We start from the raw sequence: 16,303 nt of genomic DNA, 5'->3' as shown, positions 1-16,303 counted from the left end.
CTTATGGGTCGGTGTCGCCCGTGGCAACGTGTATCGGGGCCATGGGGGACAATGGACAGTGGTTGACCGCCGCGAATTGCCCAACAGGCCTGTGAACCTGGAAGCTCGCATCGGTGAACCGCGCAGGAAGGAGACGCGATGGACCACGAGTCGCGAATGTACGAGTTGGAGTTCCCAGCTCCGCAGCTGTCGAACGACGATGGCTTGGGTCCGGTCCTGGTACACGGACTGGAGGGCTTCACCGATGCCGGGCATGCGGTGCGGCTGGCCACGACGCACCTGCGCGAAAGTCTCGAGAGTGAGCTGGTCGCCTCGTTCGATGTCGACGAGTTGCTGGACTACCGCTCGCGTCGTCCGCTGATGACGTTCAAGACCGACCATTTCTCGGATTACGCCGAACCCGAGCTGAATCTCTGGGCGCTTCGTGACACTTCGGGTACCCCGTTCCTGCTGCTTTCCGGCCTCGAACCGGATCTGCGCTGGGAGAAATTCACCACCGCGGTGCGTCTGCTCGCTGAACAGCTCGGTGTGCGGCGCAGCATCGGTCTGAGCGCCATCCCGATGGCGATCCCGCATACCCGCCCGCTCGGCGTCACCGCGCACTCCTCCGACCGCGACCTCATCGCCGACCATCAGCGCTGGCCCGGCGAACTACAGGTGCCCGGCAGCGCTTCCTCGCTGCTGGAGTACCGGATGGCCCAGCACGGCCACGAATCCGTCGGTTTCTCGGTGCACGTGCCGCACTACCTCGCACAGACCGCATACCCGGAGGCCGCGCAGACCCTGCTCGAACACGTCGCCGACAACGCGGGCCTGGAATTCCCGCTGGCCGCGCTCGGTGAGGCCGCCGCGCGCGTGCGCGAACAGGTCAACGAGCACATCGCGGGCAATTCCGAGGTCGAGACGGTGGTGCACGCGCTCGAACGCCAGTACGACAGCTTCGTCACCTCCCAGGAACGTCAGTCGAGCTTGCTGGTCGGCGACGGTGAACTACCAAGCGGCGACGAATTGGGCGCCGAATTCGAGCGCTTCCTGGCCGAGCAGGGCGGCTACGACGGTGACGAGGGCGAACAGTCCAACTGACCCGATCACCCTGACTGGGCCGTAGACGGCTGCCCGTAGGGTGGTCGGAGTGGATCTGACCGAACTGCTCGAGATACCGGGAACCGACGCCGACGCGCTCTACGAATCTTTCGGTGCGTGGGCGGCCGAGCAGGGCACCCCGCTGTATCCGGCGCAGGACGAGGCGCTGCTGGAATTGGCGTCCGGATCCAATGTCATCCTGGCCACTCCCACCGGTTCCGGTAAATCCCTTGTCGCGGTCGGCGCACATCTGTTCGCGCTGGCCCGGGGCCTGCGCACCTACTACACCGCACCCATCAAAGCCCTGGTCAGTGAGAAATTCTTCGCCCTGTGCGACGTTTTCGGCGCGGACCGAGTCGGCATGGTGACCGGTGACGCGGCGGTGAATCCGGAGGCGCCGATCATCTGCGCCACCGCCGAGATCTTGGCGAATATGGCGCTGCGCGAGGGCGCGGCCGCCGATGTCGGCCAGGTCGTGATGGACGAATTCCACTTCTACGCCGATCCGGACCGCGGCTGGGCCTGGCAGGTACCGCTGCTGGAACTTCCGCGCGCGCAATTCCTGCTGATGTCGGCCACGCTCGGCGAGGTCGATTTCTTCGCCGCCGATCTGGAGCGCAGGACCGGCAATTCGACCGCCATTGTCGCTGGTACCGAACGTCCTGTCCCGCTCAGCTTCTCCTACGCGCGCACCCCGATCACCGAAACCCTGGAAGATCTTGTCACGACCAACCAGTCACCGGTGTATGTCGTGCATTTCACCCAGGCCGCCGCACTGGAACGCGCCCAGGCGCTGACCAGCGTGAACTTCGCCACGCGCGCCGAAAAGGACTCCATCGCAACGGCACTGGGCGATTTCCGCTTCTCTTCGGGCTTCGGCAAGACCCTGTCCCGGCTGATCCGCCACGGTATCGGCGTACATCACGCGGGCATGCTGCCCAAGTACCGCCGACTGGTGGAACGCCTTGCCCAAGACGGACTACTGAAGGTGGTGTGCGGCACCGATACCCTCGGCGTCGGCATCAACGTGCCGATCCGCACGGTACTGCTTACCGGCCTCACCAAATTCGACGGTGTGCGCACCCGCAGGCTCAAGGCCCGCGAATTCCATCAGATCGCGGGCCGCGCGGGCCGGGCCGGCTACGACACTATGGGCACCGTAGTCGTGCAGGCGCCCGACCACGAGGTGGAGAACACCCGACTGCTGGCCAAGGCGGGCGACGATCCCAAGAAGCAGCGCAAGGTGGTGCGTCGCAAACCGCCGGAGGGCTTCGTCTCCTGGAGCGAGGAGACCTTCGACCGGCTCGTCGCCGCCAGCCCCGAACCCATGGTGTCGCGCTTCAACGTGACGAACTCCATGCTGCTCAACGTGATCGCCCGCCCGGGCAATTGCTTCGACGCCATGCGCCATTTGCTCGAGGACAATCACGAGCCCCGCCCCGCACAACGCCGCCACATCCTGCGCGCCATCCGCCTGTACCGCGCGCTGCGCGACGCCGGTGTGGTGCAACAGCTTCCCGAGCCCGACGCCCACGGCCGCCGCGCCAGGCTCACCGTCGACCTGCAGCGCGATTTCGCCCTCGACCAACCCCTGTCCCCCTTCGCTCTCGCCGCACTAGAGCTGCTCGACAAGGACAGCCCCGGCTATACCCTCGAGGTCATCTCCCTCATCGAATCGACACTCGAGGATCCGCGTCAGCTGCTCATGGCCCAGCAGCACAAGGCCCGCGGCCAGGCGATCAACGAGATGAAGGCCGACGGCATCGAATACGACGAACGCATGGAGCTGCTCGAAGAGGTCACCTGGCCCAAACCCCTGGCCGAGCTGATCGAACCCGCCTTCGAGACCTACCGGGCGGGGCACCCATGGATGTCGGAATTCGCCCCTTCCCCCAAATCGGTCGTCCGCGACATGATCGAACGCTCGATGACCTTCGCCGAGCTGATCTCGCACTACGAACTGGCCCGCTCCGAGGGCGTGGTGCTGCGCTATCTCGCCGACGCCTATCGCGCGCTACGGCGCACCGTCCCGGAATCGGCGCGCACCGAGGATCTCGACGATATGACCGAATGGCTGGGCGAGCTTGTGCGCCAAGTGGATTCGAGTCTGCTCGACGAATGGGAGCAGCTCACCAATCCGGGCGCGGAGACCGATGCCGATCAGCTCGCCTTCGGCGCGGAATCGGTGCGGCCGATCTCGGCCAACGAACGCGCGTTCAAGGTGATGGTCCGCAATGCCATGTTCCGCCGCGTCGAACTCGCCGCGCTGCGCCGCTGGGAGGCACTCGCCGACCTGGGCACTGGTCCGGACTGGGCGGCCGCACTGACCCCCTACTTCGAGGAGTACGAGAGCATTGGCACCGGCCCGGACGCTCGCGGTCCACAACTATTCCAGGTGGAACAACGCCCCGGTTTCTGGCAGGTGCGCCAGGTACTCGACGATCCCGCCGGGGACCACGGCTGGGCACTGGCGGCGGTGGTCGATCTGGCCGAGTCCGATGCCGCGGGCGAGGTCGTATTCGACGAGGTCACGGTAGTCGCGGGGTGATCATGATCAAGGTGTCGTCAACGAGTTGGTTACCGGGGGCATCGCGCTGATACTCTCTCGCGCGGTGCCCGAACGACGGCCGACCCCCAAATGACGGAGAGTTCCCCTAGATTGACCGGCTCAAACCTGCCCGAATCGCCCTATCTGGCCATCCACCCAGAGCGGGTGCGCGAGAACTACCGCGCACTCCAGGCCGCGGTACCGGAAGCCCGAATTCGCTTCGCGGTCAAGGCGAGTCCGGTCCCGGAACTCATCGGTCTGCTCGACCGTCACGGCGCGGAGTTCGACGTCGCCAGCGTCGGTGAGATCGAGCTGTGTCTACGTGAGGGTGTCGACCCGGCCCGCATGTGCTACGGGAACCCGATCAAGAAAGCCGCCCATATCGCCGCCGCCTACGCCGTGGGCGTGCGCCGCTACGCCTTCGACACCGAGGACGATCTGCTGCGCATCGTCGAGCACGCGCCGGACTCGGAGGTCGAGTGCCGGTTCCTGTCCTCTGCGCCGCAGTCCACGACACCCTTCGGCACCAAATTCGGCTGCTCCCCCACCGAGGCGCTGCGCCTGCTGGTGCGCGCACGCGATCTCGGGTTGATCGTCGGCGGTCCGTACTTCCATGTCGGTTCCCAGCAGACCGACCCGACGGCCTGGCGCATCGGTATCGAACAGGCAGGGCGCATCGTGGCAGCGTTGGCGGACAAGGATATTCCGGTGCGCTCGGTGAATATCGGTGGCGGCCTGCCCATTTCGTACGCCCAGGCAGCACCCGCACTCGACGATATCGGCGCGGTCATCGCGGCCGCCACCGCAGCATTCCTGCCCGAGACCGCCGGACTCGTCATCGAGCCCGGCCGTGCGCTCGTAGGTTCGGCGGGCACCATTCACGCCGAGGTCATCGGCGTGCGCATCGCGCCGGATGGACGGCGCTGGGTGTATCTCGACATCGGCCGCTACAACGGGATGGCCGAGACCGAGAACGAGTACATCGCATACCGCTTCGTCACCGAACGTGACGGAGACCCCGTGGACGAGGCGGTGGTGGCCGGACCGACCTGTGATGGCGACGATGTACTGTATCAACGCACGAAGGTCCTTCTTCCGACCTCGTTGCGAGCCGGTGATCGCATCAAGATCCTCGATACCGGCGCCTATACCGCGAGCTATTCGTCGGTGTCCTTCAATGGTTTTCCGCCCTTGACCGTTCATGTCTCGGGCGCTGAGCGAGAGTGAGTTTGCCTATGACGGCGGAATTCACCGGCTGGCATGTGCTGGCCGAGTTCGGTGGTGTCGACGCAGATCTCTGCGACGATCTCGAACGACTCGAATCGGCGTTGCGTGAGTCTCTGATCGCGGCGGGCGTCACCATCTGCGATGTCGTACACAAAAAGTTCGATCCGCAGGGGGTGACCGTCCTCGCGCTGTTGTCGGAGTCCCACGCCTCGATTCACACCTATCCGGAGTCCGGCGACATCTTTGTCGACGTATTCACCTGCGGAAGTATCGGCGCCGGCGCGTCGAAGGCCGTCGAACTGCTGCGGGATAAGTTGTCTCCCAAGACTGTTCGCATGCAGGTCATCCAGCGCGGGCACGGCTCGACGCGGATCGAGGAGCCGGTGGGCAATGGCCTGACCCGCATCTGGGATCTGCACGATGTCATTGTCGACACCCACACTCCGTTCCAGCACATGGTGATCGCACGCACCGAACAGGGCATCAGCCTGTTCTCCGACGATGATCGCCAGTCCACGGAGTTCTCCCAGCTGACCTATCACGAGGCGATGATGGTTCCCGCCTTCGCGCTGGCCGCGAAGCTGGAGAAGGTGCTGATCATCGGTTCGGGTGAGGGTGTGGCCAGTCAGATGTCGGTCGCCGCGGGCGCGACGCTGGTCGATCATGTCGATATCGACCAGCGCGAGGTCGAATTGTGCGCCGAGCACCTACCCTACGGCTACACCAGCGATGAGCTGGCCGCTGCGGTGCAGGGTGAGGGACCGGTCAAGGTGCACTACGCCGACGGTTGGGACTTCCTGGCCAACGCGACCGAGGCGGGCACCCGCTATGACGTGATCGTCATCGATCTGCCCGATGAGCGGGTCGAGGACGCGCAGCACAACCGGCTCTACGAGTCGGAGTTCCTGTCGCGATGTCGGGCACTGCTCGCATCCGGCGGCGTTCTCAGCGCACAGGCCGGATGCGCGACGATGTGGCGCAACGAGACGCTGAAGCGGTCGTGGAAGCGCTTCCACGAGCAGTTCGACACCGTGGTGCAGTACGGCAGCGATGAGCACGAGTGGACATTCCTGTTCGGATTGAACGAGCGAATCGATGACCCGGTGCAGACGATGATCGAGCGGCTGGGCACGTTGCCCTACCGCGCGCAGACGATCGATGCGCGGGCGCTGGTGCGCGGCGCGATCGAACCGCACGCGCTGCGAGTTCAGCCTTAAATCGAATCGCACCGGCTCCCCAAGGACTTCCCGTGGAGCCGGTGCGATTCGACGGAACACTCCCCGCCCCGCTCTCCGGCGCGCTGCCGGGGCCTGCTCAATATGCTTAACGGTTGCGACCGCGAGGCATTACGCGGCCCTTCCCGAGATGAACCCACCGTCGACGGGGAGGATGTGGCCGGTGGTGAAGGCGGCGTCCGCGAGATACAGCACCGCCGCGGTGGTTTCGCTCACCTCGCCGATTCGGTTGAGCAAAGCCAGTCGGCCCGAGGCACTTTCGTCGCCATCACCGAACAGCGGTGTGCGGATGATGCCGGGCGCGACGGCATTGACTCGGATTCCGTCGGCGGCGAGTTCCGCTGCCAGGCTCGTCGTCAACGCGTGGACGCCGCCCTTGCTGACCAGCGCCGCCGAGGCGGACAGCCCCGCGAGCGCGTGGTTGATCAGCACCGTTCCGATATTCACAATGCTGCCACCGCTTTTCTGCGCCCGTAGCTGGCGTACGACTGCCTGTGTGGTGAAGAAAGTCCCCTTCAGATTTGCGTTCAGGTAACTGTCCAGATCCGCTGCGGTGACATCGACGAACGGCTTCGCGCCGAAGATCCCGGCATTGTTCACCAACACATCCACTCGACCGAACCGCCGCACCGCAAGGCGAGCCAGCTCCGAACCCGTGGTGGGCACACCGATATCACCAGCGAAAACCGCCAATTGTGACGGCGCGCTCAACGAATCCGCCACCGCCACGAGCTTGTCCGCATCCCGTCCGTTGAGCACGACATTGTCACCACGCTCTACGAAGGCCCGAGCGATATCGCGCCCGATCCCACTGGAGGATCCGGTAACGATGACCGTCTTGACCATGATCTTTCTCTCTTCCTCGCGGCATATACCGATACGACCGGTCGTCTTGAAATGGGCGCACCGCCGCGCATCGCGTCCAATATCTACATGTCAGGGCCGAAAGTAGTCATCCAGCAGTCGGCGCAAACACTTGTGCAGCGGTTCGAGCGAGCGCTCGATCTTCATCCTGATCACCGCCCCCTCCCACGACGCCAACAGCAGATCAGCCAATTCGGTGGCGTCGATATCTTCGCGAATCCTCCCGAGCTCCTGCGCTCGTCGCAGCGCCGCCGCCACTCCGTCCCGCCAGGAATTCCAGGCCCCCGCCAAGGATCCCCGCAGTACATCGCTGCCCTCGAGCTCGCCGCCGAGGTTCGCGATCAGGCATCCACCACTGAACTCCGCCCGTACGAAATCGTCCATGAGCCGCTCGAAGAACGCATGCAACCCGGCCACCGGATCCGGTGAACTCCCGAGCGCCTCGGCCAAATTCCGCTGCACACACAGCGAATGGTGGTCGATGATGGCCTGCCCGAAGCTCTCTTTGCTATCGAAGTAGTTGTAGAACGAACCCTTTGGCACGCCGACCGCATCCAGGATCTGCTTGATGCCGGTCCCGTGGTAGCCGTTGGTCAGGAACCCGGCAGCACCCTGCTCCACAAGCAGCTGGCGAGTGTCATCACTGCGTCGCGGTCGCGCCATGAAGTTAATATATGACCGGTCGTCTTGGAATGGCAAATCAATTCAGATCAGCCTCCGCCACTCGGCGCACCGGGCCACGAATGTGTCCAGATGTTCGGCCACGAAGTGCTGGGCACACCAATCATTCTGCGCGACAGCGGAAGTCCACACATATGTCCACATCGACGACACCGGACCCGGCCGAACCTGCCGCAACTCGTACTCGTCATCCTCGAACGCATCCAGCACCGCCCACTCCCTCGCGTCCAGCCCCGAGAGCACCACACCCCGCGCAACCGCACCAGCGGCGGGCACCAAGCCCGGATATACACGCCCCGGCAGTGCCGCCGCGCGCCACCCGGTCAACTCCGCCGCCACCGAATCCGGACACCGCCCGATCAGTTCGACCAGCACCTCGGGAAACTGCAATGTCCCGTACACGAACAGCCGATCATCGTGAGCGAGCGAGCGCCCGAGGCGCTGTTGCGTCTCGGGCGATACATCGGTACCCAACTCGTCCACCATGCCCCTTTCCACTTGCCTACCAGCGGAGATTACGCCGAACGCACACAGAATCCGCCCGACACCGAGGCCGGGCTACCGTGAAATCGGCGTCCATACGCGTACCGTGCCACAGGAGCCGACACGCCCGCCGGGCCGCGACCGCCCGTGGCCGCTACAGGAAGGCACCCATGCTCCCGCGCATGCTCGCGACGGGGATTGCCGTCGCCATCGTTTCGGTCGCGCTGACCGGATGCACCACCACACCCGACCGCCGCCAGCAGGCGGATCGGCTGCGCACCGAGGTCGGCGCGAAGCCGGGCGTGCAAAGCATTTCGGTCGGCTACTCCAACGACTTCACCCGTGGCACCTATCTCGACCTGGACCTATCGATGCGCGCGGCCGCCGAAGCGCAGATCACCGAAGTCGTCGACCGGATCAACGCGATCAAGCAGCGCGACTTCGATTCCTACCAGCAATCGACCGACTTCGTCGTCGGCGACCGACTGGAACTGAAGCTGGGCGCCGAATTGGACCCCAACCTCATCACCGCGCGCACCCGCGAGCTACGCCAACTCGGTAGCAGCCTGCCCCGAGCAGCCATCACCTGGACCAGCTTCGGTATCGAAATCGAAAAGGCACCGCCCACAAGGGATTCTCTTGCAGTGGTACGCACGGTGCTCGGCACCGATCCGACACAGGTCACCATCCGGCCCGCCGACCGGCAGCCGGTCTGGACCGTCGACCTCCCATTCGGCATCCAGCAGGAACAAGACATGCAGACCCTGCTGACCGCGCTACCCGTTTCCGTCGCCTATGTCCGCATCGCTGACGGGTATCTCGCGAATCTCTCTGTCGAAGTGCACAGCCCGGAAACCGCCTACCAGGACCTCACCGCCGTCATCGCGGCAACCCGACCAACGCCTGGGCATCCGATAGACCTGCGGTGGAACTGGGGCGGCTATTCGCCCGATAAACAATTCACCGGAAGTGTCGACGTGGCCGGGTGCTCCGACCAAGCCACCGCCGCCGACGCCCACCCCGAGCACTACCTCACTACCGATGCCATCGCCCTGCAGCGCCGACTCCGCACCGAATTCGAAACCTGCAATTAGCGTCCGCATACGAACGCGTCGACGTTGCGCGCACACCACTCGGCGAAGGTTCGCGGACTTCGGCCGAGCAACTCTCGCACAGTGTCGGTACGAAACCCGACAGTATCTGCGCGCATCAACTCGAACCCCTCGATGATCGCCGCCGCCAACGCCGGTGGCGCACCACCCGGATAGCGCGATTCCAACGCCTCCTGCGGCGTGGCCGCCTCGTGTACCTCGATGGCGCGACCGATCGTGCGGGCAATGGTCGCGACTTGTTCTGCGACAGTGCAAGTTTGCGAACCGGTGAGGGTATAGGTCACACCGTGGTGACCGTCGCCGGTGAGCACCTCGGCCGCCACCGCGGCGATATCGGCGGGGTCGATCGGTGCGTAGCGGCCGGGACCAGTGGGGTCGAGGACCGCACCGCCGGAGCGGATCGTCTGCGCCCACGCCAGCGCATTCGTCATGAAACCACCGGGCCGCAGCACGGTCGCCGGTATGCCGGATCGGGCGACGATCCGCTCGCGCTCACGATGCCAACGCCCCATGGCCGGCACCGAATCACCCATCGCGTTGAACGACGACAACTGCACGATATGGCGCACTCCAGCCGCTCGCGCGACGTTCACGGCATCGATGGTGTGCTCCAGGCCGATGCCGGGCACCAAGAGGAACAGCGCGTCGGCACCGTCGAATGCGGGCGCGAGGGTCCTCGGATCGTCGAAATCGCCGACGAGCAACTCTGCCCTACCCGGATCCGCGACACGAGACGGATCGCGCACGAGAACGCGGAATTCCGTACCTCTGGCAGCAAGTTCGCCGACGAGTTCACGACCGATATTTCCGGTGCCACCGGTCACCACTATCATCAGATCTCCATATCGTTAGCCGTCTAGCGAAAAGAACGTTAGACGGCTAACGATCAATTCGTCAACGCGAAGGAGATCCGACAGGTGCCCGAGTTCCTCGACCTACACGGCCGCAGTTCGAAGGTGCTGCGCGCACTCGCGGACCGCGAAATGCGCACGCATGGACTGCATTTGGGCCAGAATCACGTCCTGGCACTGCTGTGGGAGCAGGACGGCCGGACGCCGGGCGAGGTCGCCGCCGCACTGCATGTCACCACACCGACCGTCGTCAAAATGGCCACCCGGATGACCGCCGCGCAGCTGCTGGAGCGCCGACGCGACGACCACGACAACCGGCTGGTCCGCCTCTGGCTCACCGACAAGGGCCGCGCCCTGCAACGGCCGATCGAGACACAACGACAAGCATTGGAGGACAAGGTGACCGCCGATCTCACCCCCACCGAGCGCCGTCACCTCATAAGCGCCCTGCACAAGATCCACCGCACCGCGACCGACCTCCTCGGCGACGCCGCACCCTGATCGCGCGCACTCAGTTTCCGGGGCGCTGGGACCGAATGATCTGCGCCAGCCGTTCGTAATCGTCCGCGCGCGCCGTCGAAGCGCGAAACACCAGACCGAGCGTTCGCCCCGGCGCTGGTGCGGCGAAGTGCGCGGTTTCCAGTGTGCCGCGCGCGGTTTCGGCCGCCACCGCCATCTCCGGAATCAATGTCACCCCGAGACCTCCCGCGACGCACTGGACCACGGTCGCCAGCGATGCGGCGCGGGTATCGCCGACCGCACCCGGATGAGCGTCGGCGGATCGGCAGAATTCCAGGGTCTGATCACGCAGGCAGTGACCCTCGTCGAGCAGCAGCAGCGGCAGCGCGTCCAAGGTGTCGGGTGCGATATCGGTGCGACCGGCCAGCTCGTGACCGCGCGGTGTTACCAGCACGAATGCTTCGGTGTACAGCGGGATCTCGACCAGCCCGGGCGCTTCGGTCGGCAGTGCGAGCAGCGCGACATCCAGGACGCCGGTGCGCAATCCCTCCAGCAGCCGGGCGGTCTGGTCCTCGATCACTTGAGGATTCAAGGCGGGCAATGTCGTGCGCAATTCCGGCAGCAGATCCGGCAGCACATACGGGGCAACCGTCGGAATGATGCCGATCCGTAGGGTGCCCCCCAGGCTGTCACCGGTCGCCGAGGCGACGAATCGATCGGCCGCCTCCAGGGTCGCCGTCGCCTGCGGCAGCAGCCGCATACCCGCCGCGGTGACGAGCACCCGTCGGGTGCTGCGCTCGATCAGTTGCAGGCCCAGCCCGTGTTCCAATGCGGCAAGAGCCTGCGATAACGTGGGCTGGCTCACATTGAGCCGTGCGGCCGCGGTGCCGAAGTGGCGGTACTCCGCGACGGCCACGAACGCACGCAGCTGCGACAGGGTCGGCTGATAAGTCTGATCAGTCACTCCTATCAGTGTAGTGCGACTGATCACGTTTACCTTTCACTGACCTTTGGGCAAGATCGTTATGAGCTTTTCGATCCACTCGCTCTAGCAAACCGACTGACGAGGAGACAAGCATGGCTTTGCTGACCATCGGCGACCAGTTCCCGGCATACAATCTCACCGCGGTAATCGGCGGTGACCTGTCGAAGGTCGACGCTCAGCAGCCTGACGACTACTTCACCCGCATCACCTCCGACGACCACGCCGGTAAGTGGCGCATCGTCTTCTTCTGGCCCAAGGACTTCACCTTCGTGTGCCCGACCGAGATCGCCGCCTTCGGCAAGCTCAACGAGGAGTTCGAGGATCGCGACGCGCAGGTGCTCGGCGCCTCGGTCGACAACGAGTTCGTGCACTTCCAGTGGCGCGCCCAGCACGAGGATCTCAAGACCCTGCCGTTCCCGATGCTGAGCGACCTCAAGCGTGAATTGGCCACCGCCACCGGCGTTCTCAATGCCGACGGCGTCGCCGACCGCGCCACCTTCATCATCGACCCGAACAACGAGATCCAGTTCGTCTCGGTGACCGCGGGTTCAGTCGGCCGCAATGTCGACGAGGTGCTGCGCGTGCTGGACGCGCTGCAGTCCGACGAGCTGTGCGCCTGCAACTGGAAGAAGGGCGACCCGACCATCAACGCGGGCGAACTGCTCGCCGCGAGTGTCTGAGCACTCTCCGCGCTATCTGAAAACCCCCGAACGAGAAGAGGATTCGCCGAATGAGCATTGAGACCCTGAAGAACTCCCTTCCCGAGTACGCAAAGGACCTCAAGCTCAATCTGTCGTCCATCGCACGCACCACCGTGCTGAACGAACAGCAGCTGTGGGGCACGCTGCTCGCGTCGGCGGCCGCGACCCGGTCCGCGACGACGCTGCGCGAAATCGCCGAGGAAGCCGCGGACAATCTATCGGCGCAGGCATACAACGCCGCACTCGGCGCCGCCTCGATCATGGGCATGAATAATGTGTTCTATCGGGGCAAAGCGTTTCTGGAGGGACGCTACGACGATCTGCGGGCGGGTCTGCGGATGAATATCATCGGCAACCCGGGTGTCGACAAGGTCGATTTCGAGCTGTGGTCGTTCGCGGTCTCCTCGATCAACGGCTGCGCGCACTGCCTGGAGGCACACGAGAAGACGCTGCGTGAGGCGGGCGTGTCGCGTGAGGTGATCTTCGAATCGCTGCGTGCGGCCGCGATCGTCGCCGGTGTCGGCCAGGCAGTGCAATCCACGGAGGCGCTGGCCACCGCCGCGGTCTGACATTTCGCCGTAACGATAACGGCCCCGCCCTCGGACGGGGCCGTTATCGTTTCCGCGCCGACCGGCACGTGTCGGAGCGCCTCGCTAGCCTGTCCGCGATACGCACCTCGCGAACAAGGGAGCAGGCCGATGGCTGTACGCACGCCGCCGACCGATGAGGACAGCTGGGTGGTACCCACCGCCTGGTGGTCGAAAACCGATCCATTCCGCGGCCGGTGGCCCGCGCGCGAGGTCGCCGCCAACGTGGCTGCGGCACAGCGGATCTCCGACAAGTTGGCGCAGTCCACGGATCGGATCCGCGCCATCCTGAGCCATTCCGGCTCGAACAAGGTACTCGCCGAACGGGGTGCGCGATATCTGGGCGATCGGCAGGCCGACCCGCTCGGCGCAGCCGTGTGCGCCGCGATCGGCATGGATACCAAGCTGTGGGATGACAACGCACTCGGCCGCTACTACGACAACCACGCGGATCTCGCCGATTATCTGGTCGCCACCCACGGTTTCGGATGTGCCGTGGCGACCGTGGCCGCGCTCAGCGGCATCTGCGCTGAAGCATCGGATACCTGGGGCGGGCAATCGAATCGCTTGCTGGTTTCACGTCCCTGCGATCCGCCTGCCACGCTGGTCCGCCGAATGCGCACGCTGCTGGCCGCCGCCGGGGAGATGGATTACGCCGACGCCCTGGACCAGGCACGGCAGCTGCGCCGCGGCCCGCTCTCGATCCGATTGCTCACCTCGTATCTGTTTCCCACCGAACAGGATTGGGTCAGCACCGATCTCGCCGATCCGACACTCGACGACGGCTTCGGATCAATCTTCCTGCTCGCCTCGGTGACCGATTCCGCGCACGCGCACCGCATCCTCGATCTACTCGGCTGGCATTGGCACCTGTTGCGTGACAACAAATCGCTGATCTACAGTGTCGCGGCACATCTCGGTGCCGATGCCACCTCGGTACTCATTCGTCTGTGGGAGGCGGGTGAGGGCAATAGCTGCGCGCCGGGACCGGAAACCCTGTCGCGCATTCTGGCCCACATTCCCGCTGACGAAGCGATGGACTTCCTCGCCGGACATTCGTGGCGCAATGTGACCGCTAGGGCGCTGCTCGCCTCGACAGAACGGTTTCCAGCACGTGCCATGCGCGTGCTCGGCGCGCGAACCTGCCAGCAGGACAACGTCACCGACTTCTGCCAGCATGTCCGCCGCCACCCCGACCTCGCCGTTACCATGTGCGAAGAACTGCCCGAATCCGCTCGCCGGTTGATCGCCGAGAGTCTGCCCGTGGAGCCGACGATCCATACGACTCCCGCCGATCTGATTCCCGCGATCCTGCGCACACCGCCATGGCAGCGACCGCGCCGTAAGCCGATCGCCGCCATAGCGCTGGAAGTTCCTGCGGACATTGGTATTTCGTGGCGAGATGGCGAACGGGAGAAATGGCTCGACAGCATCGGCACGCTGTCGGAGGAGGAGATTCGCGAGCGGCTCGAGCGCATTCGGCCGGGCAATGACTTTCTCAACGACTGGATGCTGGACGCGCTCGCCCAGGTCGACTTCGCGATCGCGGAACCATATCTGCGCACAAGTACCGTGGGTTGGGGACTGTGGTCCGCCACTCCCCTGCTCGCACTCACAGCCAAACATGGCGCCGCAACGCATGATCTGGTCCTCGACACTGTCACGAAGCGCCCGCGCGAGCACGCCGCGGCCATCGCTCCTCTCGAAAGCCCAGTCGTCGCCGAACTGGTCGCGGATTGGCTGCGCCTGCGCTCGCGCCGCCGCATCGCACTGGACTGGTTGCGCCGCCATCCAGCCTACGCCGCGACCGCGTTTATTCCGGGCGCGCTCGGCAAGGCGCGCAAGGCGAGACGCACGCATGCCGCGGCATTGCGCACTCTGGTCACACTCGGTCACACCGATGCCATCATCGCCGCCGCGGCCGCATATGACGCCACCGCGACGGTGCGCGAGTTGCTCGATACCGATCCTGCCGAGATCGTGCTCGCCCGGATTCCCCTTCTCCCGCAATGGTTGTCGATTTCCGATCTGCCCGCGATCGGGTTGCGCGACGGCCATGTGCTGCCGCCCGATGCGGTCGCCAATCTTGTTACTTTCATGATGATGTCGGAACCCGGCACGCCACATGCCGCGCTGACACAGGTACGCCAAGAGTGCGACCCGGCTAGTTCGGCCGCAGCCGCCGCTGGGATCCACAGCCAGTGGACCAGGGCGGGCGCGCCGTCGAAGGACGCCTGGGTCTGGGAAGCGTTGGCCGCCTTCGGAAATGACGAGACCGTCGAGGAGCTGCTGCGGAATATTCTCTGGAGCGGGGCCAAAGACAATGCGCTCGACACTCTCGCCGCCATCGGTACCGACCACGCACTGTCGGCGTTGATCATGTTGAGCGAGAAGGGCCCAAACGCGGCTGTCCGGGATGCGGCGCGGATCCGGGTCACCGATGTCGCGGACGAATTGGGTTTGAGCGAGGATCAACTCGCCGATCGCATGGTCCCGGATCTCGGCCTGCGCCCCGACGGCACGGCGCTGCTCGACTTCGGGCCGCGTCAGTTCGTGCTCGGCTTCGATGAACAGCTACGCCCCACCATTACCGGTACCGACGGCACCCGCTACCAGGCACTGCCCAAGGCCGGAGTTCGCGACGACGATTACAAGGCCGCGGCGGCGACCGCGACGTATCGCTCGATCCGCAAGTCGGTCAAGAAGTTCGCTGCCGACCAGATCCGGCGACTCGAACGCGCCATGGTCACCGAACGCCGCTTCACCCTCGATGAACTGCGCACTCGATACATCGCACATCCGGTGCGCATCAACCTGACTCGCCGACTGATCTGGGCGACCTATCGCGACGACCAAGTGCTCGACTCATTCCGCATAGCCGAGGACAACTTCTTTGCCGACACCGACGACACCGCACTCGAAATCGCCGAGGACGCCGTCATCGGCATCGCCCATCCGCTCCACCTCGGGACCGAACTGACCGCTGCCTGGGCCGATGTGCTAGCCGATTACCAACTCCTGCAACCATTTCCACAGCTCAGGCGGGAGGTGCATCATCTGGATCCGAAGTTGCTCGCCGGTTCCTCCGTACCGATTCCGCCGAACGCCACCGTGCCCCTCGGCCGCATCCACGGCTTGACCGATCGGGGTTGGAATCCACCCGAACGCGGCGACGGCGTTCGCATCGATACCTTCGACAAGCGGTTGCCGAACGATGGAGTTTTCAGCATTGGGATCGCTGCGGGCATGGAGCCGTTCGAAGCGGTCGCTCCCGTGCACGAGCTCAGGTACGCCGCGCTCGCGGGCCGCAATTCCGCCACCTTCGCCGACCTCAGCCAGGTCACCGTATCGGAAATCCTGCGCGATCTCGCGTGGCTGTGCGGCCCGCATTGACCGACGTAACCGGCAATCGGGACATCGGAGAGGGACTCCTCCAGACGGAACTTCTGCGGCGGCGCATTAACCACTTCTCATCGGCCGGTAGGCT

The 16,303-nt window shown here is 64.9% G+C and carries 14 protein-coding genes; 9 read left to right on the top strand and 5 right to left on the bottom strand.

Features of this window, described 5'->3' with window-relative positions:
* Positions 1-138 precede the first annotated feature (138 nt).
* The 4 genes from ACIBG0_RS02255 (at position 139) to speD (ending at position 6,075) form a co-directional block, all read left to right on the top strand.
* On the top strand, positions 139-1,083 hold the full coding sequence (locus ACIBG0_RS02255; protein ID WP_397028456.1) for a proteasome assembly chaperone family protein: 945 nt from the start codon (positions 139-141) through the stop codon (positions 1,081-1,083).
* Positions 1,084-1,132: 49 nt separating this feature from the next.
* Positions 1,133-3,631 carry a DEAD/DEAH box helicase gene (locus ACIBG0_RS02250; protein WP_397028454.1) on the top strand — a complete coding sequence of 833 codons (2,499 nt, stop codon included), beginning with the start codon at positions 1,133-1,135 and terminating at the stop codon, positions 3,629-3,631.
* Between the two features lie 126 nt (positions 3,632-3,757).
* A complete protein-coding gene (locus ACIBG0_RS02245; RefSeq protein WP_397030158.1) occupies positions 3,758-4,858 on the top strand; it encodes a type III PLP-dependent enzyme in 1,101 nt (366 codons plus the stop codon).
* An 8-nt stretch (positions 4,859-4,866) separates the two neighbouring features.
* A complete protein-coding gene (speD, locus tag ACIBG0_RS02240; protein ID WP_397028452.1) occupies positions 4,867-6,075 on the top strand; it encodes an adenosylmethionine decarboxylase in 1,209 nt (402 codons plus the stop codon).
* 129 nt (positions 6,076-6,204) lie between these two features.
* Here the strand turns inward: speD and ACIBG0_RS02235 are convergent, their stop codons facing one another.
* The 3 genes from ACIBG0_RS02235 to ACIBG0_RS02225 all read right to left on the bottom strand — a co-directional run bounded on the left by ACIBG0_RS02235 (position 6,205) and on the right by ACIBG0_RS02225 (position 8,124).
* Positions 6,205-6,939: an SDR family NAD(P)-dependent oxidoreductase gene (locus ACIBG0_RS02235; protein ID WP_397028450.1), complete on the bottom strand. Its 735-nt coding sequence runs from the start codon at positions 6,937-6,939 to the stop codon at positions 6,205-6,207.
* 90 nt (positions 6,940-7,029) lie between these two features.
* Positions 7,030-7,620 carry a TetR family transcriptional regulator C-terminal domain-containing protein gene (locus ACIBG0_RS02230; RefSeq protein WP_397028448.1) on the bottom strand — a complete coding sequence of 197 codons (591 nt, stop codon included), beginning with the start codon at positions 7,618-7,620 and terminating at the stop codon, positions 7,030-7,032.
* Between the two features lie 42 nt (positions 7,621-7,662).
* The gene (locus ACIBG0_RS02225; protein WP_397028446.1) at positions 7,663-8,124 is read right to left on the bottom strand and encodes a gamma-glutamylcyclotransferase family protein; all 462 of its coding nucleotides are present in this window, start codon (positions 8,122-8,124) and stop codon (positions 7,663-7,665) included.
* A gap of 167 nt (positions 8,125-8,291) precedes the next feature.
* Between ACIBG0_RS02225 and ACIBG0_RS02220 the strand changes: the two genes are divergently transcribed.
* Entirely contained in the window at positions 8,292-9,215 is a 924-nt protein-coding gene (locus tag ACIBG0_RS02220; protein ID WP_397028444.1) for a hypothetical protein, read from the top strand.
* Here the strand turns inward: ACIBG0_RS02220 and ACIBG0_RS02215 are convergent.
* Positions 9,212-10,066 (bottom strand): NAD(P)H-binding protein, encoded by an 855-nt coding sequence (locus ACIBG0_RS02215; RefSeq protein ID WP_397028442.1) that lies wholly within the window; start codon positions 10,064-10,066, stop codon positions 9,212-9,214. The two genes, ACIBG0_RS02220 and ACIBG0_RS02215, sit on opposite strands and share 4 nt — an antisense overlap.
* 84 nt (positions 10,067-10,150) lie before the next feature.
* Between ACIBG0_RS02215 and ACIBG0_RS02210 the strand changes: the two genes are divergently transcribed.
* Positions 10,151-10,585 (top strand): MarR family winged helix-turn-helix transcriptional regulator, encoded by a 435-nt coding sequence (locus ACIBG0_RS02210; protein WP_397028440.1) that lies wholly within the window; start codon positions 10,151-10,153, stop codon positions 10,583-10,585.
* A gap of 10 nt (positions 10,586-10,595) precedes the next feature.
* Here ACIBG0_RS02210 and ACIBG0_RS02205 read toward each other — a convergent pair whose 3' ends face one another.
* Positions 10,596-11,507, bottom strand: a complete 912-nt coding sequence (locus tag ACIBG0_RS02205; RefSeq protein ID WP_397028438.1) for a hydrogen peroxide-inducible genes activator — start codon at positions 11,505-11,507, stop codon at positions 10,596-10,598.
* 113 nt (positions 11,508-11,620) lie between these two features.
* On the opposite strand from ACIBG0_RS02205, the gene ACIBG0_RS02200 reads away from it, so the two are divergent.
* The 3 genes from ACIBG0_RS02200 to ACIBG0_RS02190 all read left to right on the top strand — a co-directional run bounded on the left by ACIBG0_RS02200 (position 11,621) and on the right by ACIBG0_RS02190 (position 16,209).
* Positions 11,621-12,208 carry a peroxiredoxin gene (locus tag ACIBG0_RS02200; protein ID WP_062989062.1) on the top strand — a complete coding sequence of 196 codons (588 nt, stop codon included), beginning with the start codon at positions 11,621-11,623 and terminating at the stop codon, positions 12,206-12,208.
* 50 nt (positions 12,209-12,258) lie between these two features.
* Entirely contained in the window at positions 12,259-12,798 is a 540-nt protein-coding gene (locus ACIBG0_RS02195; protein WP_397028436.1) for a carboxymuconolactone decarboxylase family protein, read from the top strand.
* 129 nt (positions 12,799-12,927) lie between these two features.
* A complete protein-coding gene (locus ACIBG0_RS02190; RefSeq protein ID WP_397028434.1) occupies positions 12,928-16,209 on the top strand; it encodes a DUF4132 domain-containing protein in 3,282 nt (1,093 codons plus the stop codon).
* The last annotated feature ends 94 nt before the right edge of the window (positions 16,210-16,303 follow it).

This window comes from Nocardia sp. NPDC050630, from assembly GCF_044457245.1.
GTDB lineage: Bacteria > Actinomycetota > Actinomycetes > Mycobacteriales > Mycobacteriaceae > Nocardia.
This window is presented reverse-complemented; position numbering and strand designations above follow the sequence as displayed.